The following is a 26,898-nucleotide window of genomic DNA, read 5'->3' on the forward strand; positions in this document are numbered from 1 at the left end:
TCCGGAATGACCGACCCGCTCGCCCGCATCGCCGACGCGCTCGATCGAATCGCGCCTCCACCGCCGGCGGCGGCCGATCCGCTCGCCCACCGGGCCTATGTGTGGCGCGGGGAAACGCTGGTGGCAGCGCGGGAGTTCGATCCGCTTCCGCTCGATCATTTGCGCGGGATCGATGCGCAGCGCGAGGCACTCGTCGCCAATCTCGCGCGGCTTGCGGAGGGCCACGCAGCACAGGATGTGTTGCTCTGGGGCGCCCGGGGCACGGGCAAGTCCGCGCTCGTGAAAAGCGGCGTGGCCGCGGTTCAGGCCAAAGGTGGCGCGCTTGCCTTGGTCGAGGCCGTCACCGGCGGCCTCGACACGCTGCCGGCGCTGTTCGCACTGCTCGCACCCGTGCCGCGCCGGTTCGCCGTGTTCGTCGACGATCTGGGCTTCGATGCCGCCGCCGATGGGCGCGCGCTGCGCTCGCTGCTCGAGGGCGGCGCCGAGGCGCGCCCCGCCAATGTGCGCCTTCTGGTCACGTCCAATCGACGTCATCTGGTGCCGCGCGATCTCGCCGAGCAGGAAAGCGCGATCAATCCACGCGACAGCATCGACGACAATCTCGCGCTTGCGGATCGTTTCGGGCTCAGCCTGGGCTTCCATGCGATCGATCAGGAAACCTATCTCGAGATCGTCCGTGGCTATGCCGATGCGCATGGACTCGCCTTCGACCCGACCGACGCGATCGGCTGGGCCACTCGACGCGGCAGTCGCTCGGGCCGGGTGGCGTGGCACTATGTGGTCGAGCTTGCCGGCCGCGCGGGCAAGTCGTTGGAAAACTGACTGATCCAGATCAGATTGCTCCCGCGACGTGCTTGACTTTCGGCGGGGTCTGTTCTGTCGTTCCGGCGATGGCACGAATTGGCGAGCTAGACCTTCCTGACCGGCTCGCACCTGCAGTGCCGCGCCTGATTACACAGATCGGCTTCGCCCTTCTGTGCTCCGGCGCCACGACGATGGTGCGGGCGCTGGTGGATGTGGTCGCCACTTCGGCGGGGCCGTTCGCGCTCGGCTATCCCGCGGTGCTGATCGCCACCTTGTTCGGCCGATCGACCGCCGGTGTGCTGACCGCGATCATCGTGCTTTTCTACTCCTGGTTCTTCATCCTGCCGGAGTTCGGATCCTTCGCCTTCGCCGAGCCGGCGGACTGGGCGCGGCTGCTCGTCAACGCATGCGCCTATGGCTTGGTCGTCGCCGTGGCGGAGCTGTTTCGCCGCGCGGTGCGCCGCGCTTCGGCCGAGCGCGACCGCGAAGTCGCCGAGCGCGACCTGTTCCTCCAGGAGTTCGATCATCGGGTGAAGAACAATTTCGCCCTGGTCGCGAGCCTGCTCGACCTGCAGCGCCGCCGCGCTGCCGAAGCCGCAACGGTGGAAGCGCTCGGCGATGCGCTTTCCCGCGTCGAGAGCATCGCGCGGGCGCACCGCCACCTCTATCGCGGCGGCAGCACGGTGGGCGAAGTGGACATCGCCGCCTATCTGCGCGAACTCTGCGCGGCACTTTCGGACTCGCTGTTTTTGCGCACCAGCATCACGCTGCTGTGCGACTCCGATCATGCGCAGATCGCCCGCGATCGCGCCGTATCGATCGGGCTGGTGGTGAACGAACTCGTGACGAACGCAGTCAAGCACGCCTTCGCCGGACGCGAGGCGGGCGAGATTCGAGTCGAATTCCGACGGCACGATGGAGGCTATCTGCTCACCGTGCGCGATAACGGGATCGGCATGAACGAAGATACGCCGGTCGCCGACCGGCAGAGCGGCCTCGGTCAGCGGCTGATCGACGCGTTCGCGCGGCAGGCCGGCGGCACGCTTTCGCGCGACACCGGCCCGTCGGGAACGACGTTCAGGCTCGAACTGGAGCCTTGAAGCGGCAGGTGCGTGTCGCACCCGCCGCTTCGCATCCGCTTACTGGCAGGCGAGATCGGTGCGATCGATCGCCCGGCCCGCCGCCGCACCGGCGGCACCGCCGATCAGCGCGCCGACCGTCTTGGAACCGCCCGGCGCGATCAGATTGCCGAGCAGCGCGCCGGCACCCGCACCGACCAGCGTGCCGGTCGTGCCATTCTCGCGACGGCAGTAATAATTGCCCTGCGCGTCCCGATAGATGACGGTGTCGTCGGAAATCTGGTCGGGGCCGGGATTGTAGACGCGGCCGCCGCTGCCGAGCGCGCCCTGGGGCCCGAACACGCCATTGTCGGCGCAGCCCGCGAGCGGGAGCGACATGGCCGAGAGCGCGGCCGCGGCAACGAGAGACTTACGCATGGGGAACCTCCAACGGTGGTGAATTGCCCTCCCTCAACCGCTGAGGCGCGATTCTGTTTCCATCGCGAAATTGGTCAGCCGAGCGCTTCGACAGCTTCGGCGAGTTCGAGCCAACGCAGCTCCGCCGCCTCCTTCTCCTCGCGCGCCGCGGCGATCGCCTTGCCAAGGCTCGCGAATTTCGCTGGATCGCGGGTGTAGAGATCGGGATCGGCAAGCGCCGCCTCGTCGCGCGCGATCGCCGCATCCAGCTCCTCGATCCGGCCCGGCAGGCGATCGAAATCGCGCTGGTCCTTGTAGCTGAGTTTGGCAGCCTTTGGCTTCGGCGGCTCGGGCGCGCGGTCCGTTGGCTTCGCCACTGCCTTTTTCTCTGCGCGCGGCCGCCGCTTGGCCTCCCAATCGGCATAGCCGCCGACGATCGCGTCGACGTCACCCGATCCGTCGAGGCCCAGCGTCACCGTCACTGTCCGGTCGAGGAAGTCGCGATCGTGGCTGACGATCAGCACCGTCCCCTCATAGTCGGCGATCACTTCCTGGAGCAGGTCCAGCGTCTCGAGGTCGAGGTCGTTGGTCGGCTCGTCGAGCACCAGCAGATTGCTCCGCCGCGCGAATTCGCGCGCCAGAAGCAGCCGCGAACGTTCGCCGCCGGACAGAGTCCCGATCTTCGCCTCGGCAATGGCGGGGTCGAAGAGGAACTCCTTGAGATAGCCGTGGACGTGCTTCTTCACGCCCAGCACCTCGATCCAGTCGCCGCCCTCCGCCAGCACTTCCCGCACTGTCTTGTCGGGCTTCATGAGGCTGCGCTGCTGGTCGATCACGATCCCGTCGAGCGTCTTGGCGCGTCGCACGATGCCCTCGTCGGGCTCGATCTCGCCGGTGAGCAGCTTAAGCAGGGTCGACTTGCCCGCGCCATTCGCGCCGACGATGCCGATCCGGTCGCCGCGGGTGATGCGGAAGCTGAAATCGCGAAGGATCGTCCGCGCCTCGGCACCTTCGCCGAATCGCTTGGTGACATTCTCGACGTCGATCACCACTTTCGTCTGCACATCATCCGCACCGGTAGCGAGCTTGGCGGCACCCTCCGGCCCCACCATTGCTGCGCGGGCCGCGCGCATCTCCTTGAGCTTCTCGAGCCGCCCCTGATTGCGGCGGCGGCGGCCGGTTACGCCGCGCTGGAGCCAATGCTCCTCCAGCTTCAGCTTGGCGTCCAGCCGCGCCGCGTTGCGCTCTTCCTCGGCATAGACCTGCTCGGTCCACGCATCGAACCCGCCGAAGCCGATCTCCGCGCGGCGGATCGAGCCGCGGTCGAGCCACAGCGTCGAGCGTGTCAGCCGCGTGAGAAAAGTCCGGTCGTGGCTGATCACCACGAACGCGCCCGAGAAGCGCTTGAGCCAGTCCTCGAGCCACTCGATCGCGGCGAGATCAAGGTGATTGGTCGGCTCGTCGAGCAACAATATGTCGGGCTCCTGCGCCAGCGCACGCGCGATCGCGGCGCGCCGCCGCTCGCCCCCGCTCGCAGTCGCCGCCTCGCGCGTCAGGTCGATGCCCAGCTGGTCGGCGATCGCCTCGGCCGCGTATTGCGGCGGGGCGTCGTCGCCGCGCAGCACGAAATCGAGCAATGTCGCGCACCCGTCGACCTTCGGATCCTGCTCGAGCAGCACCACCTTCGTGCCGGGCACGATCGTCCGCCGCCCCTCGTCGGCTTCGATCCGCCCGCCGAGCAGCTTGAGCAGCGTCGTCTTTCCCGCGCCGTTGCGGCCGATCAGCGCCAGCCGGTCGCGCGCGCCGATATAGATGTCGAGGCCGCGGAAGAGCCAGCCGGCGCCCTGGACCAGGCCCAGGCCTTCATATGCGAGTAGGGGTGCTGCCATGATCGGCGCGAGGTAGGCGCAAGCCTCGCGCGGAGCAAGCTGGACGGCGGAAAACAGGCCATTCACAGGCTGTTCAACGCAGCGACCCTATGCCATGCCGATGTCGATGGTCGCGAAGATGTGCGTCTGGTGCGTGGTGGCTGTTGCCGGGATCGGCGGCATCGACACCGCTCGCGCCAGGATCGCCCCCCAGCAGGGCATGCAGGACGCCTCGCAGGCGCGCGCCACCGTGCGCCAGGAACGCGGCCAGAACCTTCCCGCACGGGAAATCGAACGGCGGATCGTGCCGCGGATGCGTGGCGCGCAATATCTCGGCTTCGACTATGATCCCGAAACGAACATTTACACGCTCAAATTCCTGCGCGATGGATCGGTGATCTGGGTGGACGTCGACGGCCGCAGCGGCCGTGTCGTCCGCCAGACCGGCAATTGATCGCCCCGCCACGGCAGTACGAGGAACAGACATGCGCCTATTGATCGTAGAGGATGAACCCACTCTGGGTCAGCAGCTGCGCAATGCGCTCGAGGGCGCCGGCTATGCGGTCGATCTGGCCACCGACGGCGAGGAGGGCCATTTCCTCGGATCGACCGAAAGCTACGACGCAGTCATTCTCGACCTCGGCCTGCCCGAAATCGACGGGCTGACGGTGCTCGATCGCTGGCGCAAGGAAGGCAAGACCACGCCCGTGCTGGTGCTCACCGCGCGCGACAGCTGGTCGGACAAGGTGGCCGGGCTCGACGCCGGTGCCGACGATTATGTCGCCAAGCCTTTCCAGACCGAGGAACTGATCGCGCGGCTGCGCGCGCTCATCCGCCGCGCCTCGGGCAATGCCTCGGCCGAGCTCACCGCCGGCGATATCCGGCTCGACACGCGCTCGGGCAAGGTCACCAAGGCGGGCGAGCCGGTGAAGCTCACCGCCCAGGAATATAAGCTGCTCAGCTATCTGCTCCACCACAAGGGCAAGGTGGTGAGCCGCACCGAACTGATCGAACACATCTACGATCAGGACTTCGACCGCGATTCGAACACGATCGAAGTGTTCGTCACGCGGATCCGCAAGAAACTGGGCGCCGACACCATCACCACGATCCGCGGCCTCGGCTACAGCCTGGAGGAGCCGGAAACGGCTTCGTGACCGGGCTCCGCTCGCCTCTGCTCCGGCGGCGCTGATCATGGCGGACGCCGGTACGCCTCCGGCACCGAACGGTTTGCGGCGCCGGCTCGCCAGCGCACGCGCCCGGTTGTCGTCGCGCTGGCCGCGGCGACAGCCCGGCCTCGCACCCGGTGTCGATATCGAAGCGCCCCCGCCCCGTGCCTATGTCCGCGTGACCGGCTCGGTCAGCCGGCGCATGATCGTCGTTGCCAGCGCCTGGATCATCGTGCTGCTGGCGGGCGGCGGCTTCGCGCTCGATCGCGTCCTCACCTCGGCGGTCACGCGCAATTTCGACGAACAGCTCGAATTCCTGCTCTCGTCGATGATCGCGTCGGCCGAACTGGGGCCGGGCGGCGAAGTGCTGCTCAATCGCGAGCTGGCCGACCAGCGGTTCCTCGAGCCCTTCTCCGGCGCCTATTGGCAGATCAGCGGCGACGGCTACGAGACCTTTCCCTCGCGCTCGCTCTGGGATTACCGCCTGTCCACCGGACGCGCGCACGACGATATGGAAGTCCATATCTATGACAGCGTCCAGTTCGACGAGGAGCTGCGCATCGCCGAGCGGGACCTGACGCTCCCCGGATCGGAGGTTCGCTGGCGCTTCCAGGTCGCGCAGAATCGCAATTCGCTCGATGCGCAGATCGCCGATTTCCGCAGCACGCTGCTGGTCAGCTTCCTCATCCTCGGCTTTGGCCTCATCATCATGGTGGGGCTGCAGACCTGGGTCGGGCTTCAGCCGCTGCGCAAGGTGCGAGTCGAGATCGCCCGGATGCGCGCCGGCGAATCGAGCCGGATCGATGCGCCGATGCCCTCCGAAGTCGCGCCGATGGTCGAGGAGCTGAACGCGCTCGTCGAGCACAACGAGCGCCAGGCCGAAGAGGCACGCCGCCATGCCGGCAACCTCGCCCACGCGCTAAAGACCCCGCTCAGCGTCATCATGAACGCCGCCGCCGCCGGGCAGCCCGATCTGGCCCAGGCGGTGATCCGCGAGGCGCGGACGATGCGCCGCCAGATCGATCATCATCTCGCCCGCGCCCGCGCGGTAGGCCGCCGCGGCAGCGCCCATAGCCGCGCCGAGATCTGGCCCGCGATCGAAGCCGTCGAGCGTGCGGTTTCGCGGCTCTATCCGAACGTTCGGATCGACATCGACGGGCAGAAGGATCTCGTCGCCCACATCGAGCGGCAGGATTTCGACGAAATGCTCGGCAATCTCGTCGAGAATGCCGCGAAATATGGCGGCGGCAGCGTCTTCGTCACTGCCGGCGCACAGGCAGGTTTCGTTGAAATCCTCGTCGAGGACGACGGCAGCGGAATTCCGCAGGCCGACCGTCTGCGCATCTTCGATCGCGGCGTGCGGCTCGACAGCGGCAAGCCTGGCACCGGCCTCGGCCTCGCCATCGTTCGAGACGTCGCCGAAATCTACGACGGCACCGTCAGCCTTGAGGAAAGCGAGGATTTGGGCGGCCTGCTCGTGCGGCTCAGGCTCCCGGCGGCTTCGAGCTAGAGGAGTCGAGCGGCACGCCGGACCCCAAGGGCCGCGCCACCAGTCCAGCTCGCGCTCAATGCATCGGCAAATACCGATACGTCTTGACCCATAACGATCCCATCGGCTATTCCCGATACGATGAAGGATCAGGACGCTCTCGCCGCGCTGGCAGCGCTCGCGCATCCCACGCGGCTGCTGTCGTTTCGCCTGCTCGTCCGCAACGAGCCTGAGGGGCTGACCACCGGCCAATTGGTTGAGGTGACCGGCCTCAGCCAGAGCACCCTATCGACGCACCTCGCGATTCTGGTGAAGGCGGGGCTGGTCCAATCGGAGAAGCGCGGCCGGCATTTCCTCCAGCGCGCACGGATCGATGCGCTTCGCGCGCTCATGGTCTTTCTCGCCCGGGATTGCTGCGAAGGGCGCGCCGATCTTTGCGAGCCGCTGATGGCGGAGCTCGCCCGGTGTTGAGGGAGGAACCGGAGATGCCGATCGATGTCATCGTCTATCACAATCCCGAATGCGGCACATCGCGCAACGTGGTGGCGATGATCCGCAACGCCGGCATCGAGCCGCACGTCGTGGAATATCTGAAGACGCCACCGTCGCGCGCGCTGCTCGAAAATCTGATCGAGCGGGCCGGCCTCACTCCGCGCGAACTCCTGCGCCGGAAGGGCACGCCCTATGCCGAATTGGGTCTCGACGATCCTGCGCTTGCCGATGCGCACCTGATCGCCGCAATGCTGGAACAGCCGATCCTCATCAACCGGCCACTGGTTGTCTCTCCGCTGGGGGTGAAGCTGTGCCGCCCCTCCGAGGAAGTGCTCGACCTCCTGCCGGTGCCGCAACAGGGCGCGTTCGCCAAGGAAGACGGCGCGCAGGTGGTCGACGGCGAAGGCCGGCGGATCCGTTGAAAGGAAGTTCCGAAATGGCGCAGCTTGCGGCTACCGACCTGTCCAGATCCGCGCCGCTAGGACGCTTCGAGCGCCTGCTCTCGCTGTGGGTCGCGCTGGCGATCGCCGCGGGAATCGCGCTCGGCGTGCTTGCGCCCGCGTCGGTCCGGTTGCTCGCCGGCCTGGAAATCGCATCGGTGAATCTGGTCGTGGCCGTGCTGGTCTGGGCGATGATCTTCCCGATGATGGTCGCCGTGGACTTCGCCAGCGTGCGCGACATCGGCCGCAAGCCGAAGGGGCTGGTGATAACGCTGGCGGTCAACTGGCTCGTCAAGCCGTTCACCATGGCGGCACTCGCCGTGCTCTTCTTCGATCATGTCTATGCCGGCTTCATCGGCGCGGGCGAGGCGGACCAGTATATCGCGGGGCTGATCCTGCTTGGGGCGGCGCCGTGCACGGCAATGGTCTTCGTGTGGTCGCAGCTGACCAGAGGCGATCCGGCCTACACGCTGGTGCAGGTTTCGGTGAGCGATCTGGTCATGATCGTAGCCTTCGCACCGATCGTCGCCCTGCTCCTGGGGGTGACCGAGATCGCGGTGCCGTGGGAGACATTGCTGCTTTCGGTCGCGCTCTATGTCGTCGTCCCGCTGGCGGCAGGGGCGGTCGTGCGGACGCTTCTGCTCTCCACGCACGGCGGTGACGCAGCGGCAGTCGAAACTTTCCTCGCGCGGCTAAAGCCGGTGTCGATCATCGGCCTGCTCGCCACCGTCGTGCTGCTGTTCGCCTTTCAGGCAACGACGATCCTCGGCAATCCGCTGCTGATCCTGCTGATCGCGATTCCGATCCTCATCCAGTCCTACGGCATTTTCGCACTCGCCTATTTCGCAGCCAAGGCATGGCGCGTGCCGCATGCCATCGCCGCGCCCTGCGCACTGATCGGCACGTCGAACTTCTTCGAGCTCGCAGTGGCGGTGGCGATCGGCCTGTTCGGCCTGTCGAGCGGAGCGGCGCTGGCAACTGTCGTCGGGGTGCTGGTCGAAGTGCCGGTGATGCTCTCGCTGGTCGCATATGCGAACCGCACGCGCGGGAGCTTTCCGGCAAACTGACGTCCGCCGCTACGCTGCCACTGGCCCGGCCATCGCTTCCGCCGCGATGCTCAGGCTCTTCTTGCGCGCTTCGTGGTCGTAGATCGAGCTCACCAGCATCACTTCGTCGACGCGCGTGCGCTCGACGAACTTCGCCAGCTCGCGCGTCACTATATCGCGGGTGCCGGTCGCCGAACAGCCGAGCACATGATCGAGCACTGCCTGCCCCTGCCCGCCCAGGCTCTCGCGAAATCCGGGGATCGGCGGCGGCAGCGGAATCCCCTTGCCGGTGGTGCGGATCGCAACGAACGCCTGTTGTGCGGAAGTTGCCAGCAGCTCGGCCTCCTCCTGCGTCTCGGCGGCGAACACGTTGAACCCGGCCATCGCATGCGGCTTGTCGAGCACCGCCGAGGGGCGGAAATTGCGCCGATAGACGTCGAGCGCCTCGTCTAGCAGGGCCGGCGCGAAATGCGACGCAAAGGCATAGGGCAGCCCAAGCGCCGCCGCCAGCTGAGCCCCGAACAGGCTCGATCCCAGGATCCACAGCTCGGGCTTCGCGCCCGCCCCGGGCGTCGCGCGAATGCCGGTCTGCCCGTCGTCGGCAAAATAGCTCTGCAGTTCGAGCACGTCCTGCGGAAAGGCGTTCGGATCACTTTCCAGCGTGCGGCGCAGCGCCCGCGCGACCGTCTGGTCCGATCCGGGAGCGCGGCCCAGCCCCAGGTCGATGCGACCGGGGAAAAGCGCATCGAGCGTGCCGAACTGTTCTGCGATCACCAGCGGCGCATGATTGGGCAGCATGATGCCGCCCGCGCCGATGCGGATCGTTTCCGTCGCCTGCCCGACATGCGCCAGCACCACCGAGGTCGCGGCACTGGCGATGCCCTCCATGCCGTGGTGCTCCGCGACCCAATAGCGCGTGTACCCCTGCGCCTCGACATGGCGTGCCAGATCGGCGGCATTGGCGAGTGACTGTCGAACATTCCCGCCCCGGGTCACCGGGACGAGATCGAGAAGCGAATAGCGTGTCATTCGGAATAGATGGGGCGCCGCCGGGCGCCCCGCCACCCCGGGTCAGAAGTCGAAGTTCAACCGAACCGCCGCGCCGATATCGTCGGGCGCATCGGCGAAATTGCCCGGATCGCGCCGCAGGAACAGGTTGGTGCTGATGTCGCCGCCCCGGATCGGTGCCATATAGCGCAGCTCGAAATCGCGCTCGCGCCCCTCGGGCGTGAGGTTCATCCGCTGATGGCCCCAGGCGCTGACGCTTTCGGTGGCATAGTCCCAGCCCTGCGGCAGCCGCAGGTCGAGCCCGCCCGTTTCGACGCGCAGCGGCTGCGACACACGCACCCCGATGCTGTCGCGCCGGCCGAACACCCCCGTCTTGCCGATATCGGCCGAGAAGCCGCTCGTTTGCAGCGTGCCGCTCCCCTCCAGACCGCCGCGCAGCTGCGCCGTGGTCCAGCCGCGCCGCCACGATCCGCCGAGCGTCCACCCTTCGGCGGAGCGCCAGCGCAGTGCTGCGTCGACGAAGGTCGTGTCCGCCCGCGCCGCGCCCAGCGCGCCGGTGAAGCGGGCGCCGAGCAGCGTGTCCTCCTCGCTGAGCCGGGTCGCACTCAGCCCCGCACGCAGGTCGCCGAAGCGCCGGTCGACGCCCAGCGTCAGTCGATTGTAGCCGTTGCGCTGATAGCGGCGCTGCACGGCGACGAGAGTCGATTCCTGCCGCGAGAGCACGTCGCCGGTCTCGGTCGCAACCGTCACGCCCCAGCCGCCGAACGTGCGGCGCAGCGCGAAGGCCCCGGTCACGTCGCTTTCGAAGCCCGCGCTGGTCGTCGGATCGCGCGCGATCAGGAACGCCGGTTCGGCGCGGCCCGCCAGCCGCCCGGCGAGCGCGCCGCCGCTTTCGGAGGCGCCGATCGCGAACTGCGTTTCGCTGCCCAGCCGGCCGGTGACCGAGGCGGCGATCGCCCGCGCCTGTTGCGCGTCCGGCTCGCCGATCGCCAGCCGCTCGATTCGCAGCGTGTCGCGCCCCGGCGCCAGCGTAACTGCAACCGACAGGTCGCGATAGCCCACGGCAAAGCTCTGCTGCCGCATCGCCAGCGTGCGGCGCAGCTGCGAATCGGGACGGTAGCGGCGGATCGTGTCGGCCAGCTCCATCGCAAAGGCCCGGTCGAAGCCGTCGAGCACGACTGCGCCGAGCGAGGCCTGCTGCGCGTCGCCCATCGGCGCGGAAAGCTCGGCGTTGACGGTGCGCGATGCGACCTGCCCCGATCCCGCTACCGCCGTCTGCCCGACCGGTTGAAAGGCGCGCGTGAGATCCAGGATCCCGCGTCCGTAGATCGGATCGGTGCCCGGCGCCCCGGCATCGCGCGCCGTGGCATAGAGCAGCGCCACGATGTCCGCGCCGGTCAGGTTGGGGAATGCCTGGGCGAGCAGCGCAACCGCACCCGAGATCTGCGGCGCCGAAAAGGAGGTGCCGGACCAGAGATAGGGCGTGCCGTCCGCGCCCGGCGCGCGCACGCGCTCGCCGACCGCCGCCAGGTAGAAATCCGCCGAGGTGCCGGCCCGGTTGCTGAAATCGGAGATCAGATCGTTGGTGCCGACGGAACCCGCGATAATGATGATCCCGCGCGAGATGCTCGGATCGGTCGCCGGATCGGTGAATTCGTTCGGGTTGACGGCCTCCGGATTCTCCGAAACCGGACCGTCGTTTCCGGCAGAGATCACCACCACGACTCCTGCAGCCGTGGCGCGCGCCAGTGCCTGCCGAACGCTCGACCCGGCGGGGCCGCCGCCCAGCGAGATGTTGATCACGCGCGCGCCATTCTGAGTCGCGATGTCGATCCCTTGCGCGATCGCCGAATCGGGGTGGCGGCAACCGCTCAACTCGTCGTCGGGATCGTCGTTGGCGCAGCTTCCGGGCGAATCGGAGCGAATGACGATCAGCTCCGCGTCGAATGCGACGCCGTGCGTCCCGACGCCATTGCGCCGCCCGGCCACCGTGAAGGCAACGGCCGTGCCATGGCCGTCCTCGTCGTCGATCGTCCGGCTGCCTGCGGTATCCGCCGACACGCCGAGGATGCGGCCGCCGAATTCCTCGCTCTCGAGGTCGATGCCGCTATCGATCACGCCGACCCGGACACTGCTGCCGGTTGCGCCGGTCTGATAGGCAGTCAGCGCATTCATCGAGACCGGACCGATCGAGGCGCGATATTCGGCGGTGTCATAGTTTGCGGGCGGCGGCGCCGGTGTGGGAGCCGGCGCGGGCACCGGAGCAGGTGTCGGCGAAGGCGTGGGAGTCGGCGCCGGTGCGGCGGGCGGTGGGGGCGTGTACCCCGTGCCGCCGCCACCGCCGCCGCCCGAACAGGCCGCGAGCAACACAATTCCCCCGAGCGCCGCCGATTGCAGCAGGCGCGAACGCAGCTTCGCATTCATGAATGACGACCCCGTTGTCGGTCCAATCAGCAGTAACCCTTATGTTTCCGAAGGTTAACAGGGGATGTCAGGCGCGGTTGCGATATATACTGCCCCGGCCTAGACCGCCGCACCAATGCTTGCCGAGCTTCGCCACGTCCGCAACTGGGTCTTTGACCTGGACAATACGCTATATCCGGCGAGCGCAAACCTCTTTGCGCACGTCGACCGGCGCATGCGCGACTATGTCGCCCGACTGATCGGGTGCGGCCCCGAGGAAGCGCACCGCATCCAGAAACACTATTTCTTCGCGCACGGCACCACCCTCTCCGGGCTGATGGCCGAGCATGGCGTCGATCCGCACGATTTCCTCGACTATGTCCACGACATCGAGATGGAGGCGCTCGAGCGCAACGAGCCGCTTGCCGCCGCTATCGCCCGGCTGCCCGGCCGCAAGCTCGTCTTCACCAACGGCGACGCGCCCTATGCCGCGCGCGTGCTCGAACGGCTGGGCCTCTCCGAAAGCTTCGAGGCAGTGCACGACATCCATGCCACTGCCTATCGTCCCAAGCCCGATCCGACTGCCTATCGCGGTTTGTGCGACGCCTATGACCTCGCGCCCGAGGCCTCGCTGTTCGTCGAGGACATGGCGCGCAACCTCAAGCCCGCCAAGGCGATCGGCATGACGACGGTGTGGGTGAACAACGGCTCGGAGCAGCCGCCCGACTGCACCGACCGGACCTTCATCGACTATACCACCAACGACATCGCGCAGTGGCTGCACGACATTCTGGAGACCGATATATGACCGCAGATCTCGCCCCTCAGATCGACGCCGCCTGGGAAGACCGCGCCTCGCTTGGCCTTCACACCGACGGCGCGGTGCGCGAAGCGGTGGCCGAGGCGCTCCTCCTGCTCGATCGTGGCGAAGCACGGGTGGCCGAGCCCGACGACGCGGGCGGCTGGCGCGTCAACCAGTGGCTCAAGAAAGCGGTCCTCCTCTCGTTCCGGCTCAACGATAATGCAGTGATTCCGGGCCCGGGCGTCACCAACTGGTTCGACAAGGTGCCGTCGAAATTCTCCAACTGGGGGGAGGAAGCGTTCCGCACCGCGGGCTTCCGCGCGGTTCCCGGCGCGATCGTCCGCCACGGCAGCTTCGTCGGCAAGGGCGCGGTGCTGATGCCCAGCTTCGTCAACATCGGCGCCTATGTCGGCGAAGGGACGATGGTCGACACCTGGGCCACCGTCGGCAGCTGCGCCCAGATCGGAAAGAATGTTCACCTCTCCGGCGGCGCGGGCATCGGCGGCGTGCTCGAGCCGCTTCAGGCCGATCCGGTGATCATCGGCGACGGCGCCTTCATCGGCGCGCGCAGCGAAGTCGCCGAGGGCGTGCGTGTCGGCGAGGGCGCGGTGCTCTCGATGGGCGTCTATCTCGGCGCGAGCACCAAGATCGTCGATCGCGCGACGGGCGAGGTCTTCCGCGGCGAAGTGCCGCCCTATTCGGTGGTCGTTCCCGGCACGATGGGCGGCGGCGAGGGCAAGCCGAGCCTCTACTGCGCCGTCATCGTCAAGCGAGTCGACGAGCAGACGCGCAGCAAGACGAGCATCAACGAGCTGCTGCGCGACTAGGCCGCAGCCGGGGCGAAGGAAGCGCGACCGGCCCTGGCTGGCCTAGGCGTCGCGCTTCTTGCCGTCGATCAACACCGCCTGCTGCCAGCGGCTCGGCGCCTTGTCCGTTCGATGGATGCATCCGGCCCAGCAGCAGGGACGCTTCTTTCCCTCGAGAAGCTCCTCGCGCGTCCGTTCGATGCGGCGCGCGCGCGTTGCCGGTCGCTTCGCATCCTCGATCCAGCAGATGAACTCGTTGCGTCCGAGCGGCGTCAGCGACTCCCACAGCGCCAGCAGCTTCGGGTTTTCCGCCAACGCCAGTTGAAGATCTCCGGGCGCCCGATGGACGGTGCCGTGCGAAAAGGCGCTCGCCACAGGATTCTCCCGCTGCCGTCCGAACCACCGCTGCGCAGCCTGCGCGTCCGGGCGGCCAATGTCCACCGCCGTGCCTGCGTGCCCCGTACGGTCGAATGGAACCACTCGCCGTGTGAAACCGTAGCTTCCCGCATCAGCCGGAGGAACAGCATTGGCCGAGCAGCAGGAAAAGCAGGACCAGCAGCACGAACAGGGCGGCGGCATGTATCTCCGCTTCATGGCGATGATCGGCACCTCGACCTTCGTCATGTTCCTGCTGATGTATTTCAACACCTACAGCGCCAACCACATCTTCTTCAGCGAGACGCGCTTCTGGATGGCCTTCGTGATGGGCACGGCGATGATGGTCGTCATGCTCCTTTTCATGTGGGCGATGTACAAGAACCGCACCAAGAACTTCATCATCCTCGGCGTCGCCGCCGTCACGTTCGCGCTCGCGCTGTGGCTGGTGCGCAGCCAGACAACCATTGATGACAGTGAATATATGCAGGCGATGATCCCGCATCATTCGATCGCGATCATGACCAGCGAGCGTGCGCACATCCGCGATCCGCGCGTGCGCCAGCTGGCAAAGGACATCATCGTCGCCCAGCGCCGCGAGATCGCCGAAATGCGCTATCTGATCGCCGACATCGAGGAGAACGGCATCCGCCTCACCGAGCGGATGCCCACGGCGGAGGAACTGGCGCCGGCCGGCACGCCCGCCGCGGAGGATGGCCAATGATCCGCACCCCCCTGCTCCTCGCCCTGGTGCCCGTCCTCATGCTCGGCGCCTGCAACCGCAACACGGCCCCCGGCAACGACCGCGAGGCACAGATCGACGCCGCGCCGACGCCGGCCCCGGTGATGCCTGCCGCGCAGGCGTTGTCGGGCATCGCGACCGAGGCGATCGCCGTCGAGACGATGACCGATGCCGATCTGGCCGCGCTCGGGGGGCCGGAAGGCAAGTGCCTGATCCGGCTGACCGAGGTCGGCTTTCCTTCCTTCGTGCACGACGGGCTCGACGGCACCGGCGTGATCAAGCTGAACGGAAAGCTGATTCCACTCACCGCCGAACGGGCCGGCATGTTCTCGTCGGACGGGCTGCGCGTGGCGATCCGGCCGGTCGAACGCGACTTCGGCTCGGACGGAATGCGCGAGGCCGAGATGATCCTGATGCTTCCGGGCGCGAGCGACGAACACGGCTACCGCGGCTATGAGGATTGCGCCCACCGGGCCGGCCGTCTCGAAGACGAAGGGGGCTAGTCCCATGTTCGCAAATCTCTCCTGGCGCAGCGTTGTGATCGGCGCAGTCGGCATGTGCCTGCTGCTCGGGCTCGTGGCGTTGATCGTGATCGAAACCGGCGCCTATGACGTCGCCGCCGACGAGCGGCACGAGACGCCGGTCGGCTGGGCCCTGGCGACCACGATGCGCAACTCGGTCGAGCTGCGCGCGGGCGACATCGAGGCGCCTGGCTTCACGCCCGCGATGGTCGCTGCCGGCGCGCGCGAATACAAGGCGATGTGCCAGCACTGCCATGGCGGCGTCGGCGCCGGTCGCGCCGGGTGGGCCGAAGGCATGCGACCGAAGCCGCCCGCGCTTGCCGGTGCCGCTGACCAGTGGCGGCCGCGCGAGATATTCTGGATTGCAAAGCACGGTATCAAGATGACCGGCATGCCCGCCTTCGGCGGCTCGCATGACGAGGCGACGCTGTGGAACATCGCAGCCTTCGTCGATGCGCTGCCGACGATGAGCGCCGAGCAATATGCCGCCTATTCGGCCGAGCATGGCGGCGAGGGCCATCACGGCCACTGAGCCGCAACCCCTGTCCTACAGCCCGCGCTTTGCGCTACACCGCCCGGCATGAACCTGACCATCCCGCCTCGGCATCATGCCCGCACCCGCATCGAACCCCGTGCCAGAACCGGAAACCAGGGGGGACGTATCGCTGCGTTCGTTGCGTTCTGCACGAACGTGAAGGTATGCGGAGGCGCGACTCGATGACCGCCGGCGAACCCAATGGCATGACCTATGGCCAGTATCTCGCGCTCGACGAGATCCTCGGCGCGCAGCATCCGCTTTCGGACAAGCATGACGAGCTGCTGTTCATCGTCATCCACCAGACCAAGGAGCTGTGGCTCAAGCAGACGATCGCCGAGCTGCTCCAGGCCAAGGCGCTGGTGCAGGAGGATCGCCATGTCGAGGCATACAAGAGCCTCGCGCGCGTCAGTCGGATCCAGTCGGTGATGACGCTGAGCTGGGAGATCCTCGCGACGATGACGCCGAGCGACTATACCCAGTTCCGCGGCGTCCTCGGCACCAGCTCGGGTTTCCAATCGGACCAGTTTCGTGCCGTCGAGACGCTGCTCGGCCTGCGCGGCGGCGGACCGGAGGCAGGCCCGTTGACCGGGCAATTCGAAGCGATGCCCAGCCTGTGGGACGATGCCAATGCCGCGCTCGCGCGCGCCGGCTTCGATCTGCCCGCTGCCGTGCTCGCCCGCGAATGGCCCGAACCCTATGTGCCGAACGATGCGGTCGAGGACGCCTGGGCCACCGTCTATCGCGACACGACACGCTATTGGGATCTCTATCAGCTCGCCGAGAAGCTGGTCGATATCGACGATGCGCTCGCCACCTGGCGGCACAAGCACGTCCTCACCGTCAGCCGGATCATCGGCGGAAAGCGCGGGACCGGCGGCACCGCGGGAGTTCCGTATCTTCAGTCGACTCTGTCGAAGCGTGCTTTCCCGGAACTCTGGACGCTGAGGACCCAGCTGTGAGCCGAAGCTGGAAGCATCTGTTCCAGCGGTCGATCGCCGCCGCTCCCGATCGGCTGCACATGGCGGCGCACAGCCATCATCTCTGGCCCGATGCCAGCTTCTTGGGGCAGCTTGCCGCATGGGAGGATGCCGCCCGCCTTGCCGATCGCAAATGGGATCGGGTGATGGGCGAGATCTGGCCGGCCGCGCAACGCCACGTCGCCGACGAGTTGCACCTGCCGGACCCCGCGACGACTGTCTTCGCGCCGAACACGCACGAGCTGCTCGTCCGGCTCGTCTCCGCCATCGGGCGGCGCCCCGTGCGCGTGCTGGCGAGCCGCGGCGAGTTTCACAGCTTCCGGCGTCAGGCCGCGCGCTGGGAGGAGGGCGGCACGATCACGCTCGAGACGGTGCCGGTCGAAGGCGACTTCGCCGGGCGCTTCCTAGAGCGTGCCCGATCGGGCGAGCATGATCTGATCTTCGTCAGCCAGGTGATGTTCGGCACCGGCACGCGGTTCGACGGGCTGAACGAACTCGCCGCCCTCGCTCGACCCGAGGGGCCTTGGGTGACGATCGACGGCTATCACGGCTTCATGGCGGTCGAGACCGACCTGTCCGCCGTGGCGGACCGGCTCTTCTACACTGCTGGCGGCTACAAATATGCCATGGCCGGCGAAGGGGCAGGCTTCCTTCATGCGCCGCCCGGCTTCGGCCCCCGGCCCGAAGTCACCGGCTGGTATGCCGAGTTCGACGACCTTTCGCTGCCGCCCGGCAGCATCGGCTATGCGCCCGACGCGCGCCGCTTCCTGGGCGCGACCTTCGATCCGTCGGGCATCTATCGGTTCGTCGCCGTGCGCGACATGCTCGCGGACGAGGGGCTGACGACGCAGCGGATCAGCGAGCACGTCGTGGCGCTCAAGGCGCGGCTGCTCGGAGGGCTATCGGAAACGCCGCTCGGGGCCGCCGAGCTGCTCAATCCGCACGCCGAGCCCGATCAGGCGCGCTTCCTTGCGCTGCGCGCGCCAAAGGCAGCGGACTGGAAGGCTGCGTTCCAGGAAAGGGACGTCACCGTCGACGTGCGCGGGGACGTGCTGCGCATCGGTCTGGGGCTCTATCATGACGAACGCGACGTCGACCGCTTTCTCGCCGCCGCCGCCAAGCTTTGAAAGCGGCGCGGGTCAGCCGACCGCGGCGACACCCAGCCGGGGGATCTCGATCTTCGGGCAGCGATCCATCACCACCTCGAGCCCCGCCGCCTCGGCAACGGCGGCCGCGGCGTCGTTGACGACGCCCAGCTGCATCCATACCGATTTCGCACCCGCCGCGATCGCCTCGTCGACGGCGGTGGCCGCCGCCTCGGAATTGCGGAAGATATCGACCATGTCGATCGGCTCGCCGATCTGCGAAAGGTCCCGGAAGACGAACTCGCCGTGGACATGCTCGCCGGTGATCGTCGGGTTGACCGGAATCACGCGATATCCGCGGCTTTGAAGATAGGCCATCACGCCATAGGATGCACGGTCGGGCCGGTCCGAGGCGCCGATCATCGCGATCGTGCGCGTCCGTTCGAGCAGCGCCTTGATGTCCTCGTCGCGGGTCAGCGGCATGCCCTATCCTTTCGCTTGGTTCAGCCAGTCTTGAAGCTTCGCGGCAATCTCTCCGAACGCGGGCGCTTCGGCAGCGTTCCCCGAATCCGAAGCGGTGCGGATCTCGAGTTCGAGCGGGATGCGGCCCAGGAAAGGGATCCCGAGCGCCGCCGCCGCGGCCTCGGCCCCGCCGCGCCCAAACGGGTCGGACAGTTCGCCGCAGTGCGGGCATTGATACCCCGCCATATTCTCGATCAGCCCGATCACCGGCACGTCGACCCGCCGGAACAGGTCGATCGCCCGCGTCGCGTCGATCAGCGCCAGATCCTGCGGCGTCGACACGATCACCGCGCCCGCCGGCTTGTGCTTCTGCACCATGGTAAGCTGCACGTCGCCCGTGCCTGGCGGCAGATCGAGGATCAGCGTGTCGACATCACCCCAATGAGCATCGATCAGCTGGCCCAGCGCGCCGCCCGCCATCGGCCCGCGCCAGGCGATCGCCTGCCCCTCGGGCACGAGTGCGCCGGTGGAAAGCAGCGGCACGCCGTGCGGCGTCTCGATCGGAATCAGCTTCTCGTCGCGCGCTTGCGGCCGCACGCCTTCCGCACCCAGCAGCTTGGGCTGCGACGGACCATAGATATCGGCATCGACCAGGCCGACGCGGACGCTCGACCGCTTCAGCGCGATCGCCAGATTTGCGGCAACGGTCGATTTGCCCACCCCGCCCTTGCCGCTCGCCACCGCGATCAGCCGACGCGCCGTGCGTTCGCTCGTCTGAAGCACGCGCACTTCGTCCACTCCGGCGATGGCAGCCGCGGCAGTGCGGACATCCGCCTCCAGTTCGCTGCGGGCCGTTTCGGGCAGACCGGTGACGTCGAGCACGACGTCGGCGCGGTTTCCCGCAAGGCGCGCAGTGGCGCGCCCGGCGGCAATGGGGGCAAGAGCGGCTTGAAGTTCGGCGGTATCGGTCATGTCGATGCCAGATAGGCACACAATCGACGGCTGCCACTGTAAATTCAGCCGCGCGCACTTATAAAGGCAGCATGGCGAAACGAACGGGCTGGCCGCACTGGGCCGGCATCTTCAACAACGAGAACTCCAAGGGCCCCTGGGGCGGAGGCTCTGGCAGCAATGGCGATGGGGATGGCGGAAGCCGCGGCCCGCGCAATCCCTGGGCGTTTCCGCCCGAGGGCCGACGCACGCGTCCAAGCGGCACCGCGAGCACACTCGACGAATTCCTGAAGCGTAGCCGGCGCGGCGGCGGCGGTGGAGGCGGCTCGGGCGGCCTGCCGGGAATACCCGGCGGCCGTTCGCTGTGGCTGCTGATCGCGGGCGGGCTCGTGCTCGCCTGGATCCTGTTCACCAGCATTCACCCGATCAGCCCCGAACAGCGCGGCGTCGTCACCTATCTCGGCCGCTATACCGGCACGCTCGGCCCGGGCATCCAGTTCACCGCGCCGGCGCCGTTCGCGTCGGTACGCACCGTCAACGTCCAGGAAATCCGGGACGAGGATTTTCCCCAGGGAACCGAGCCAAATCTGATGATCACCGGCGATCAGAACATCGTCGATCTAGCCTATCAGGTGCGCTGGGACGTGGCCGATCCGCAGGACTTCGTCTTCCAGATTCGTGATCCCGAGGAAACGGTCCGCGCCACTGCCGAAAGCGCGATGCGCGCCGTGGTGGCCACCGCGACTCTCGACGAGACGATCGGCGCGGGCCGCACGGAAATCGAGGCGCGGGTTCGCGAAATGATGCAGCAGATTCTCGACGAATATAATTCCGGCGTCCGCGTTCAAGGTGTCGCGATCAAGAACGCCACGCCGCCGGCCGCCGTCGACGAGGACTTCAAGCAAGTCACCGCCGCACAGCAGCAGGCGCAGGCCAACCTCAACAACGCGCGCGCCTATGCGCAGCAGATCATCGCCCAGGCACAGGGCGAGGCGGCGCAGTTCGACAAGATCTACGAGCAATATCGCCTCGCGCCGGAAGTGACCCGCCGCCGTCTTTACTATGAGACGATGGAGCGCGTGCTCGAACGCTCCGACACGACGGTCATCGAGGCAGAGGGCGTGACCCCCTATCTGCCGCTGCCCGAAATACAGCGGCGTACCCAGCAGCAGGCACAGCAGCCTCAGACGAACGGGGAGGCGCAGTAATGCCCGGTATAGCTCGCAATCCGCTCGCTCTCGGCATCGCCGTGCTGCTGGTGCTCGTCATCCTCGTCAGCGCGATCGCGATCGTGCCCGAGACGCGCCAGGCAGTGATCCTGCGCTTCGAACAGCCGATCCGCACCGTCAACGCCTATCAGGAAGGCGAAGAGTTCGGCGGCACCGGTGCAGGGCCGATCCTGCGCGTGCCGTTCGTCGACCGTATCGTCTGGGTGGACAAGCGCGTGCAGAGCATCACGCTCGACAACCAGCCGGTGCTTTCGACCGACCAGCTGCGGCTCGAAGTCGATGCCTTTGCGCGGTTCCGGGTCGTCGATCCGCTGCGCATGGTGGTGACGGCTCGCAGCGAGGAGCGCGTCGCGCAGCAGCTCGCGCCGCTTCTCGGATCCGCGCTGCGCAACGAGCTCGGCAAGCGCCAGTTCGCAGCGCTGCTCAGTCCCGAACGCGGGCAGGTGATGGAGAACATTCAGAACGCGCTGCAGCGGCAGGCGAGCCAATATGGCGTCGAGATCGTCGACGTGCGGATCAAGCATGCCGACCTGCCCGACGGATCGCCGCTGGAAAGCGCGCTCCAGCGGATGGCGACGGCGCGGCGACAGGAGGCCGCGACGATCGAGGCACGCGGACTTCGGGAGGCGCGGATCATCCGCGCCGATGCCGATGCGCAAGCAGCACGCATCTATTCGGAAAGCTTCGGCAAGGACCCGGATTTCTACGACTTCTATCGCGCCATGCAGTCCTACCGCTACACGTTCGGCGGCGAGAACGGGCGGACCGATGGCGGAGAGGCGTCGATCATCCTGTCGCCGGACAACGAATATCTGCGGGAGTTCCGCGGACGCCGATGACGCGAGGCGAACCGTTCATATTCAATGCGCGTTCAGCCGGGATGCGCCAGATGTGAACGGAACGCCATGCCCACCGACATGCGACCAAGAAGAGGAATTTCATCCGTGCGGTACGCTTACGCTCTTACCACTGCACTTCTCCTTGGCGGTGCTGCCGCCACCCTGACCGCCAACCAGCCGGCCGGCGCGCAGACCGCGCAGAACGAGCCCGGCGCGATCACCGCGCAGGCGCCGCGCTCCGGCGCGCCGATGAGCTTTGCCGACATGGTCGCGCGGCTCCAGCCGGCCGTGGTGAATATCTCCACCACCCAGCGGGTTCAGGTTCCGACCAATCCCTTTGCCGGCACTCCGTTTCAGGAGTTCTTCGGCAATCGCGGCGGCGGCCAGCCGGCGACCCGCCAGGCCGAATCGCTCGGCTCGGGCTTCATCATCTCCGAAGACGGCTACATCGTCACCAACAACCATGTCGTCGCACCCGGCAACCGCACGGCAGTGGTCGAGACGATCACGGTGACTCTCGCCGACGGCCGCGAATTCGAGGCGCGCCTGATCGGGCGCGATCAGCAGTCCGACCTCGCTGTCCTCAAGATCCAGGGCGACGACCTGCCCTTCGTGCGGTTCGGAGATTCGAGCGCGGCGCGCGTGGGCGACTGGGTGGTCGCGATCGGCAACCCGTTCGGCCTGGGCGGCTCGGTCACGGCGGGCATCATCTCGGCGGTCCATCGCGTGACCGGCCAAGGCGGTGCCTATGACCGGTTCATCCAGACCGACGCTTCGATCAACCGGGGCAATTCGGGCGGCCCGATGTTCGACCTTCAGGGCAACGTCATCGGTATCAACTCGCAGATCTATTCGCCCACCGGCGGCAATGTCGGTATCGGCTTCGCAATTCCTGCCGAAGAGGCGCGCCCGGTGATCGAGACGCTGATGCGCGGCGAGGCCGTGGAGCGCGGCTATATCGGCGTCGAGATGCAGCCCTGGACCGACGATCTGGTCGAGGCGCTCGAAGTGCCGCGCGGCCGCGGCACGCTGATCGCCCGCGTCGTTCCCGGCGAGGCGGCCGAGCAGGCGGGGATCCGCGCGGGCGACGTGATCATGTCGGTCAACGGTCAGGAGATCACCCAGGACCAGACGCTGAGCTACATCGTCGCCAACATCGAACCGGGCAGCCGCGTGCCCGTCGAGCTGCTGCGCGACGGGCGCAGCGAGCGCGTAACGCTCACCGTCGGCACCCGCCCGAGCGAGGAAGAGCTCGCCTTCGATTCCGAGGAAGAGGCGCCGATGACGCCCGAGGATCGCGAGGCAATGGCCGGCGCGTCGCTGGGGCTCGCGCTGCGTCCGCTCACGCCGCAGATCGCGCGCAGCGTCGGCGTGCCCAGCGATACGCAGGGCGTCGTGGTGCTCGGCGTCGATCCCACCGGAGACGCTGCGCAGAAGGGTTTGCGTCGCGGCGATGTGATCACCAGCGTCAATCGCCAGCGGATCGCCTCGCCGGAGGAAGCCGCACAGGCGCTCGAACAGGCGGCGAGCCGCGGAGCGCGCCAGGTGCTGCTGTACGTCCTGCGTCGCGGCCAGGGACAGTTCGTCGCAGTGGATATCGCCGGCGAATAAGCGCGCTCGCGCTTTCAGACGGTGCAAGGCGCCCGCTTCGCTCCGGCGAGGCGGGCGTTTTGCATTGGGGAACCGCTCCTCGCCCCGTCACATCTGCGCGAGCAGCGCCTGGATCGGCACGAAGGCGAATGCCACCGAGCTGTCGGCCACGCCATAGGGCATGAACAGCATGTCGCCGTGTCGGATCGCTCCGCAGGTGTAGACGACGTTCGGCACATAGCCCTCGCGGTCCTGATCGGCGGCAGCGACGATCGGCTCGCGTGTGCGGCCGATCACTTTCGAAGGGTCTTTCTTGTCGAGCAGCGCCGCGCCGATCGAATATTTGCGCATCGCGCCGACGCCGTGGGTGAGCAGCAGCCAGCCTTCGTCGAGCTCGATCGGCGGGCCGCAATTACCCATCTGCACCAGCTCCCAGGGGTAGGTGGGAGTCAGCAGCTTCTGCCCTTCGTCCCAATGGGTCAGCCGATCGCTATCGAGCAGGAAGATGTTCTCGCCGTCCTGCCGGCCGATCATCATATATCTGCCGTTCACCTTGCGCGGGAACAGCGCCATGCCCTTGTTGCGCGCGGCACTGCCCGTCATCGGTACCAGATCGAAGGCGCGCCAGTCGCGCGTCCGCAGCATCTCCGACTGAATCACCGAGCCGTTATAGGCGGTGTAGGTGCCGAGCCATTCGATGCTGCCGTCGTCATGCTCGAAATGGCACAGCCGCAAATCCTCGAGCCCGTTCGACTGCGCGCGCGTGATCGGAAAAATCACGGTTCCCGAAAGCGTGCTGTCGCGATGGCGATAGACGGTGACCGGCCCCTCCGGCACCGTCTCTTCATCGCCGATCGCGTCGGCGGCGGTGGCGAAGGGGGGCTCGGGTGCCAGTTTCAGCTCGCACCCATCGGAGATGATCCCTTCGCGAAACGCGACCGAGGAGATGTGCCCCTCCCCCACCGCGCGCAGCGACATCAGGATACGCAGCGATCCTTCCGCCATTCCCGACTGATCATAGTGCGGCACCGCACTGGGATTCATCAGCGCGGCAGCGGCATAGCTGTACTCGTGGCAGAAATAGGCACCGATCAGTTGGCGCTTCTCCTCGCTGATCGCGCTGTCGTCGAGGCCGAGCTGGGTCCGGATCTCCTCGTAGCGAGTCATGAAGACGCGACGCGTTTGCCAGTGCCGCGCCTCGAAGTCGCGAAGCACGCGATCGAGCTGAGCGCGCGCTTCCGCCGGCGCCATTCCGAGCACCTCGCCCACCAGCCGCTCCGTTCGACTGGGGACGCCGCCGTTCGATTGCCAGCCGATATGGAAGGGACGTACCACCACGCGCGAGGGATCGGCCCGCAGCCGCAGCGAGTGGTGAAAAAGTTCGAACATTCGTCCCCCGCGTCGTGGTGCGCCGGCGCGTTGGGCCTCAGGCGACGGCGCTCGCCGGTCCTGCCACGTTTTCCGCAGCCTTTGAAAGAGCGGAAATGGCGCAGGATGCCAGCTGAAGCGCGAGAATCGACTCGGCGCCCTGGTTGCGATTGAGCCCCGTCGGCATCAGCCCGTCGAAACAGCCGCCATCCTGCGCAGTCGCGAGCGGCAGATCGAGATCGTTGGCGCCCAAATACCAGCGATAGGCGCGCATCGCCTCGTCCAGCCAGCGCCGGTCGCGCGTGGCGGCGTAGGCAGCGTCGCACGCGTCGATCGTCGCCTGCGCCTCCAGCGGCTGCTGGTCGAACGGCAGCGGATCGGCATATTCGCGGCCGAAGCTCTCGGTGCCGACCGCGCGGAACCGCCCTTGGGGCGAAGTCTGCCGAGCGACGATCCAGTCGAGCGTCTCGACCCCCACTTTCACGAAATCGTCGCGCTGCAACGCCTTGCCGGCGCGCAGCAGCGCCTCGGGAAGCCGCGCATTGTCATAGGCGAGCACAATCTCGAACCAGCTCCATTCCGGCCGCCGCGCGGCATCGAGCAGAGCGATCAGCTCGTCGCCGAAACGGCTCAGGATCGTCCGCGCCATCGCGTGGCCCGGATGTGCTTCCAGCATCGCAGCGGCGCCCAGCATGGCGAAGGCGCGGGCCCGTGGGCTCCCGAGTTCGAGTGCGATCGAGGCAGTCGCGTCGAACAGCGACACTGCCCAGTCGCGATGCTTGTGCGCATGCGCCTCATGCGCCGTCACGCCGAGCGCCCAGAGTGCTCTTCCGTTCGAATCCTCGGAGCCCTCGTCTTCGCACCAGTTGCGGTCGAAATGCATGAAGTTGCGGAATCGGCGCCGCTCGGGGTTCCAGGCATGCTGGACGAACGCCGCATAGATGCTCATCCATTTGTCGCGCACCGCGTCATCCAATCCCTCCATCCGCGACAGCAGGATCAGGGCACGCGCATTGTCGTCGATACAATAGCCGTGGCGCCGGTCGGGCACCGAATAGATCGAATGCTGGAGCATGCCCGTCGCATCGCTCATTCGCTCCACTGCCGAAAGGTCCGGGGCCAGGGGCGCGAGTTCGGTCACATTTTCCAGCCGGCGCGGTCGCATCGCCAGCGCCTCGCCGAGACAGGTCATCGCGCGCTCCACTCCGCGCGGCCACAGCATCGCCCGGCCGCGCGCATAGGCCCGCCGCGAGAGCGCGGCGCGCTCGGCATCGTCGGACAACAGCTCGACGATCTCGCGCGCGAAACCGGCGCTGTCGCCGAACTGCACGATCCTGCCGTGATCCCCGTCGAGGATCTCGCGGGCGTGGATATAGGGAGTAGAGACCACCGCCTTGCCGACACCCACCGCATAGGCGAGGGTTCCGGAAGTGATCTGGGCCGGGTTGGTGTACGGAGTCGCGTAAATATCGGCCGCTTGAAGATAATCGACCAGTTCGTCCTGCTCGAGGAACGTGTCGATGAAGCGGACATGGTCCGCGACGCCCTTGCTCGCCGCGAGCATCTTCAGCCCGTCGCGATACGCCTCGCCCTCATGCGCGACGAGATTCGGGTGCGTCGCGCCAAGCACTATGTAGAGCGCCTGCGGCTCGTTCGCGACGATCTCCGGCATTGCGGCAATCAGCGTCTCGATGCCCTTGTTGGGCGCGAGGAGCCCGAAGGTGAGCACGACTTTGCGGCCTTCCCATCCGAAGCGCGCCTTGAGTGCATCCGGCTCGGCATATTCCCGGTCGGGCACGCCATGCGGGATAACGGCGATCGCCCTGCCGTCGGCGCCGTGCACGCGCTCCAGGATTTCCTTCCCCTTCTCGACCATCACGATCACCTTGGAGCAGCGCCGCAGCAGCGCCTCCATCACGCGCCGCTCGTCGGCCGAGGGATGTTCGAGGACAGTGTGCAGCGTTGCGATGACGGGGATCGTCAGCCGATCGAGCAGCGCGATCAGATGCGCGCCGGCGGCGCCACCATAGATGCCATATTCGTGCTGGATCCACAGCGCCTGCGCGCCGCTCGCCTCGATCCGGCGCGCGGCATCAATATAGGCGTCGCGATCCTGTTGCGCGATGCTGTGGGTGACTTCGGGCGGATAGGAATAGCGCCCCGGGTGATCGTCCATCGCGTAGACATCGACGCGAACCTTCGGGAAACGCTCCCTTACCGCCTTGAAAACGTCGGTCGTATAGGTCGCGAGACCGCATTTGCGCGGAAGGAAGTTTCCGATCAGTGCGAGATGCTCGATGCAGGGCGCATCTTCCGACATCAGCCGTTCCATTCCCGTCCTCTCAGAAAGCGAATTTGTCGGACTAAATCAGCCCGTTACATCCAGCTTCGAAACTCCCGACTCAGTATATGGTTGCAA

27 protein-coding genes are annotated in these 26,898 nt (G+C 67.1%); 18 read left to right on the forward strand and 9 right to left on the reverse strand.

Annotated features, from left to right (window positions below; translation table 11 throughout):
- Window positions 1-6 precede the first annotated feature (6 nt).
- Window positions 7-822 carry an ATP-binding protein gene (locus H7V21_RS07480; protein ID WP_188056196.1) on the forward strand — a complete coding sequence of 272 codons (816 nt, stop codon included), beginning with the start codon at window positions 7-9 and terminating at the stop codon, window positions 820-822.
- A gap of 68 nt (window positions 823-890) precedes the next feature.
- On the forward strand, window positions 891-1,904 hold the full coding sequence (locus tag H7V21_RS07485) for a sensor histidine kinase (protein WP_188056197.1): 1,014 nt from the start codon (window positions 891-893) through the stop codon (window positions 1,902-1,904).
- Between the two features lie 39 nt (window positions 1,905-1,943).
- Here the strand turns inward: H7V21_RS07485 and H7V21_RS07490 are convergent, their stop codons facing one another.
- Together H7V21_RS07490 and H7V21_RS07495 are read right to left on the reverse strand one after the other, a co-directional pair.
- Window positions 1,944-2,300: a YMGG-like glycine zipper-containing protein gene (locus tag H7V21_RS07490; RefSeq protein WP_188056198.1), complete on the reverse strand. Its 357-nt coding sequence runs from the start codon at window positions 2,298-2,300 to the stop codon at window positions 1,944-1,946.
- Between the two features lie 74 nt (window positions 2,301-2,374).
- Window positions 2,375-4,168: an ABC-F family ATP-binding cassette domain-containing protein gene (locus tag H7V21_RS07495; RefSeq protein ID WP_188056199.1), complete on the reverse strand. Its 1,794-nt coding sequence runs from the start codon at window positions 4,166-4,168 to the stop codon at window positions 2,375-2,377.
- A 100-nt stretch (window positions 4,169-4,268) separates the two neighbouring features.
- Here H7V21_RS07495 and H7V21_RS07500 point away from each other — a divergent pair, with 100 nt between their 5' ends.
- The 6 genes from H7V21_RS07500 (at window position 4,269) to arsB (ending at window position 8,804) form a co-directional block, all read left to right on the forward strand.
- Window positions 4,269-4,601: a hypothetical protein gene (locus H7V21_RS07500; protein ID WP_262504057.1), complete on the forward strand. Its 333-nt coding sequence runs from the start codon at window positions 4,269-4,271 to the stop codon at window positions 4,599-4,601.
- Window positions 4,602-4,632: 31 nt separating this feature from the next.
- Window positions 4,633-5,304 (forward strand): response regulator transcription factor, encoded by a 672-nt coding sequence (locus H7V21_RS07505; protein ID WP_188056201.1) that lies wholly within the window; start codon window positions 4,633-4,635, stop codon window positions 5,302-5,304.
- 214 nt (window positions 5,305-5,518) lie between these two features.
- A complete protein-coding gene (locus tag H7V21_RS07510) occupies window positions 5,519-6,826 on the forward strand; it encodes an ATP-binding protein (protein ID WP_188056415.1) in 1,308 nt (435 codons plus the stop codon).
- Between the two features lie 120 nt (window positions 6,827-6,946).
- Entirely contained in the window at window positions 6,947-7,276 is a 330-nt protein-coding gene (locus H7V21_RS07515) for an ArsR/SmtB family transcription factor (protein ID WP_188056202.1), read from the forward strand.
- 14 nt (window positions 7,277-7,290) lie between these two features.
- Window positions 7,291-7,719 (forward strand): arsenate reductase (glutaredoxin), encoded by a 429-nt coding sequence (gene arsC / locus H7V21_RS07520; protein ID WP_188056203.1) that lies wholly within the window; start codon window positions 7,291-7,293, stop codon window positions 7,717-7,719.
- Window positions 7,720-7,733: 14 nt separating this feature from the next.
- On the forward strand, window positions 7,734-8,804 hold the full coding sequence (gene arsB, locus H7V21_RS07525) for an ACR3 family arsenite efflux transporter (RefSeq protein WP_188056204.1): 1,071 nt from the start codon (window positions 7,734-7,736) through the stop codon (window positions 8,802-8,804).
- Window positions 8,805-8,813: 9 nt separating this feature from the next.
- On the opposite strand, the gene H7V21_RS07530 is transcribed toward arsB, so the two are convergent.
- Both H7V21_RS07530 and H7V21_RS07535 read right to left on the reverse strand, forming a co-directional pair.
- Window positions 8,814-9,812 carry an LLM class flavin-dependent oxidoreductase gene (locus H7V21_RS07530; RefSeq protein ID WP_188056205.1) on the reverse strand — a complete coding sequence of 333 codons (999 nt, stop codon included), beginning with the start codon at window positions 9,810-9,812 and terminating at the stop codon, window positions 8,814-8,816.
- Between the two features lie 42 nt (window positions 9,813-9,854).
- On the reverse strand, window positions 9,855-12,215 hold the full coding sequence (locus H7V21_RS07535) for a S8 family peptidase (RefSeq protein WP_188056206.1): 2,361 nt from the start codon (window positions 12,213-12,215) through the stop codon (window positions 9,855-9,857).
- A 115-nt stretch (window positions 12,216-12,330) separates the two neighbouring features.
- Here H7V21_RS07535 and H7V21_RS07540 point away from each other — a divergent pair, with 115 nt between their 5' ends.
- Both H7V21_RS07540 and dapD read left to right on the forward strand, forming a co-directional pair.
- A complete protein-coding gene (locus H7V21_RS07540; protein WP_188056207.1) occupies window positions 12,331-13,002 on the forward strand; it encodes a pyrimidine 5'-nucleotidase in 672 nt (223 codons plus the stop codon).
- Window positions 12,999-13,823 carry a 2,3,4,5-tetrahydropyridine-2,6-dicarboxylate N-succinyltransferase gene (gene dapD / locus H7V21_RS07545; protein WP_188056208.1) on the forward strand — a complete coding sequence of 275 codons (825 nt, stop codon included), beginning with the start codon at window positions 12,999-13,001 and terminating at the stop codon, window positions 13,821-13,823. Before H7V21_RS07540 ends, dapD begins: the two co-directional genes overlap by 4 nt.
- Before the next feature lie 42 nt (window positions 13,824-13,865).
- Here the strand turns inward: dapD and H7V21_RS15850 are convergent, their stop codons facing one another.
- Complete coding sequence (locus H7V21_RS15850; RefSeq protein WP_188056209.1) at window positions 13,866-14,177, reverse strand: YdeI/OmpD-associated family protein; 312 nt, start codon at window positions 14,175-14,177, stop codon at window positions 13,866-13,868.
- Window positions 14,178-14,400: 223 nt separating this feature from the next.
- On the opposite strand from H7V21_RS15850, the gene H7V21_RS07555 reads away from it, so the two are divergent.
- From H7V21_RS07555 to H7V21_RS07575, 5 genes are all read left to right on the forward strand, one after another.
- Window positions 14,401-14,901: a DUF305 domain-containing protein gene (locus tag H7V21_RS07555; protein WP_188056416.1), complete on the forward strand. Its 501-nt coding sequence runs from the start codon at window positions 14,401-14,403 to the stop codon at window positions 14,899-14,901.
- Window positions 14,898-15,422, forward strand: a complete 525-nt coding sequence (locus H7V21_RS07560) for a DUF6692 family protein (RefSeq protein WP_188056210.1) — start codon at window positions 14,898-14,900, stop codon at window positions 15,420-15,422. Before H7V21_RS07555 ends, H7V21_RS07560 begins: the two co-directional genes overlap by 4 nt.
- 4 nt (window positions 15,423-15,426) lie before the next feature.
- Entirely contained in the window at window positions 15,427-15,972 is a 546-nt protein-coding gene (locus tag H7V21_RS07565; protein ID WP_188056211.1) for a c-type cytochrome, read from the forward strand.
- Window positions 15,973-16,157: 185 nt separating this feature from the next.
- The gene (locus H7V21_RS07570) at window positions 16,158-16,937 is read left to right on the forward strand and encodes a tryptophan 2,3-dioxygenase (protein ID WP_188056212.1); all 780 of its coding nucleotides are present in this window, start codon (window positions 16,158-16,160) and stop codon (window positions 16,935-16,937) included.
- On the forward strand, window positions 16,934-18,082 hold the full coding sequence (locus H7V21_RS07575; RefSeq protein WP_223177055.1) for an aminotransferase class V-fold PLP-dependent enzyme: 1,149 nt from the start codon (window positions 16,934-16,936) through the stop codon (window positions 18,080-18,082). Before H7V21_RS07570 ends, H7V21_RS07575 begins: the two co-directional genes overlap by 4 nt.
- A gap of 12 nt (window positions 18,083-18,094) precedes the next feature.
- Here the strand turns inward: H7V21_RS07575 and H7V21_RS07580 are convergent, their stop codons facing one another.
- Together H7V21_RS07580 and H7V21_RS07585 are read right to left on the reverse strand one after the other, a co-directional pair.
- Window positions 18,095-18,523, reverse strand: a complete 429-nt coding sequence (locus tag H7V21_RS07580) for a CoA-binding protein (RefSeq protein WP_188056213.1) — start codon at window positions 18,521-18,523, stop codon at window positions 18,095-18,097.
- A 3-nt stretch (window positions 18,524-18,526) separates the two neighbouring features.
- Window positions 18,527-19,474: an Mrp/NBP35 family ATP-binding protein gene (locus H7V21_RS07585; RefSeq protein ID WP_188056214.1), complete on the reverse strand. Its 948-nt coding sequence runs from the start codon at window positions 19,472-19,474 to the stop codon at window positions 18,527-18,529.
- 71 nt (window positions 19,475-19,545) lie between these two features.
- Here H7V21_RS07585 and hflK point away from each other — a divergent pair, with 71 nt between their 5' ends.
- From hflK to H7V21_RS07600, 3 genes are all read left to right on the forward strand, one after another.
- Complete coding sequence (gene hflK / locus H7V21_RS07590; RefSeq protein WP_188056215.1) at window positions 19,546-20,661, forward strand: protease modulator HflK; 1,116 nt, start codon at window positions 19,546-19,548, stop codon at window positions 20,659-20,661.
- Window positions 20,661-21,521, forward strand: a complete 861-nt coding sequence (gene hflC, locus H7V21_RS07595; protein WP_188056216.1) for a protease modulator HflC — start codon at window positions 20,661-20,663, stop codon at window positions 21,519-21,521. Before hflK ends, hflC begins: the two co-directional genes overlap by 1 nt.
- Before the next feature lie 105 nt (window positions 21,522-21,626).
- The gene (locus H7V21_RS07600) at window positions 21,627-23,132 is read left to right on the forward strand and encodes a Do family serine endopeptidase (RefSeq protein WP_223177056.1); all 1,506 of its coding nucleotides are present in this window, start codon (window positions 21,627-21,629) and stop codon (window positions 23,130-23,132) included.
- Window positions 23,133-23,219: 87 nt separating this feature from the next.
- Here H7V21_RS07600 and H7V21_RS07605 read toward each other — a convergent pair whose 3' ends face one another.
- Both H7V21_RS07605 and H7V21_RS07610 read right to left on the reverse strand, forming a co-directional pair.
- Window positions 23,220-24,500, reverse strand: a complete 1,281-nt coding sequence (locus H7V21_RS07605; protein ID WP_188056217.1) for a glycoside hydrolase family 130 protein — start codon at window positions 24,498-24,500, stop codon at window positions 23,220-23,222.
- Between the two features lie 37 nt (window positions 24,501-24,537).
- Window positions 24,538-26,811, reverse strand: coding sequence for a glycosyltransferase family 4 protein (locus H7V21_RS07610; protein ID WP_262504058.1), 2,274 nt, complete (start codon window positions 26,809-26,811; stop codon window positions 24,538-24,540).
- Window positions 26,812-26,898: the final 87 nt, after the last annotated feature.

The sequence above is a fragment of the Sphingosinithalassobacter sp. CS137 genome (genome assembly GCF_014334115.1).
Taxonomy (GTDB): Bacteria; Pseudomonadota; Alphaproteobacteria; order Sphingomonadales; family Sphingomonadaceae; genus Sphingomonas.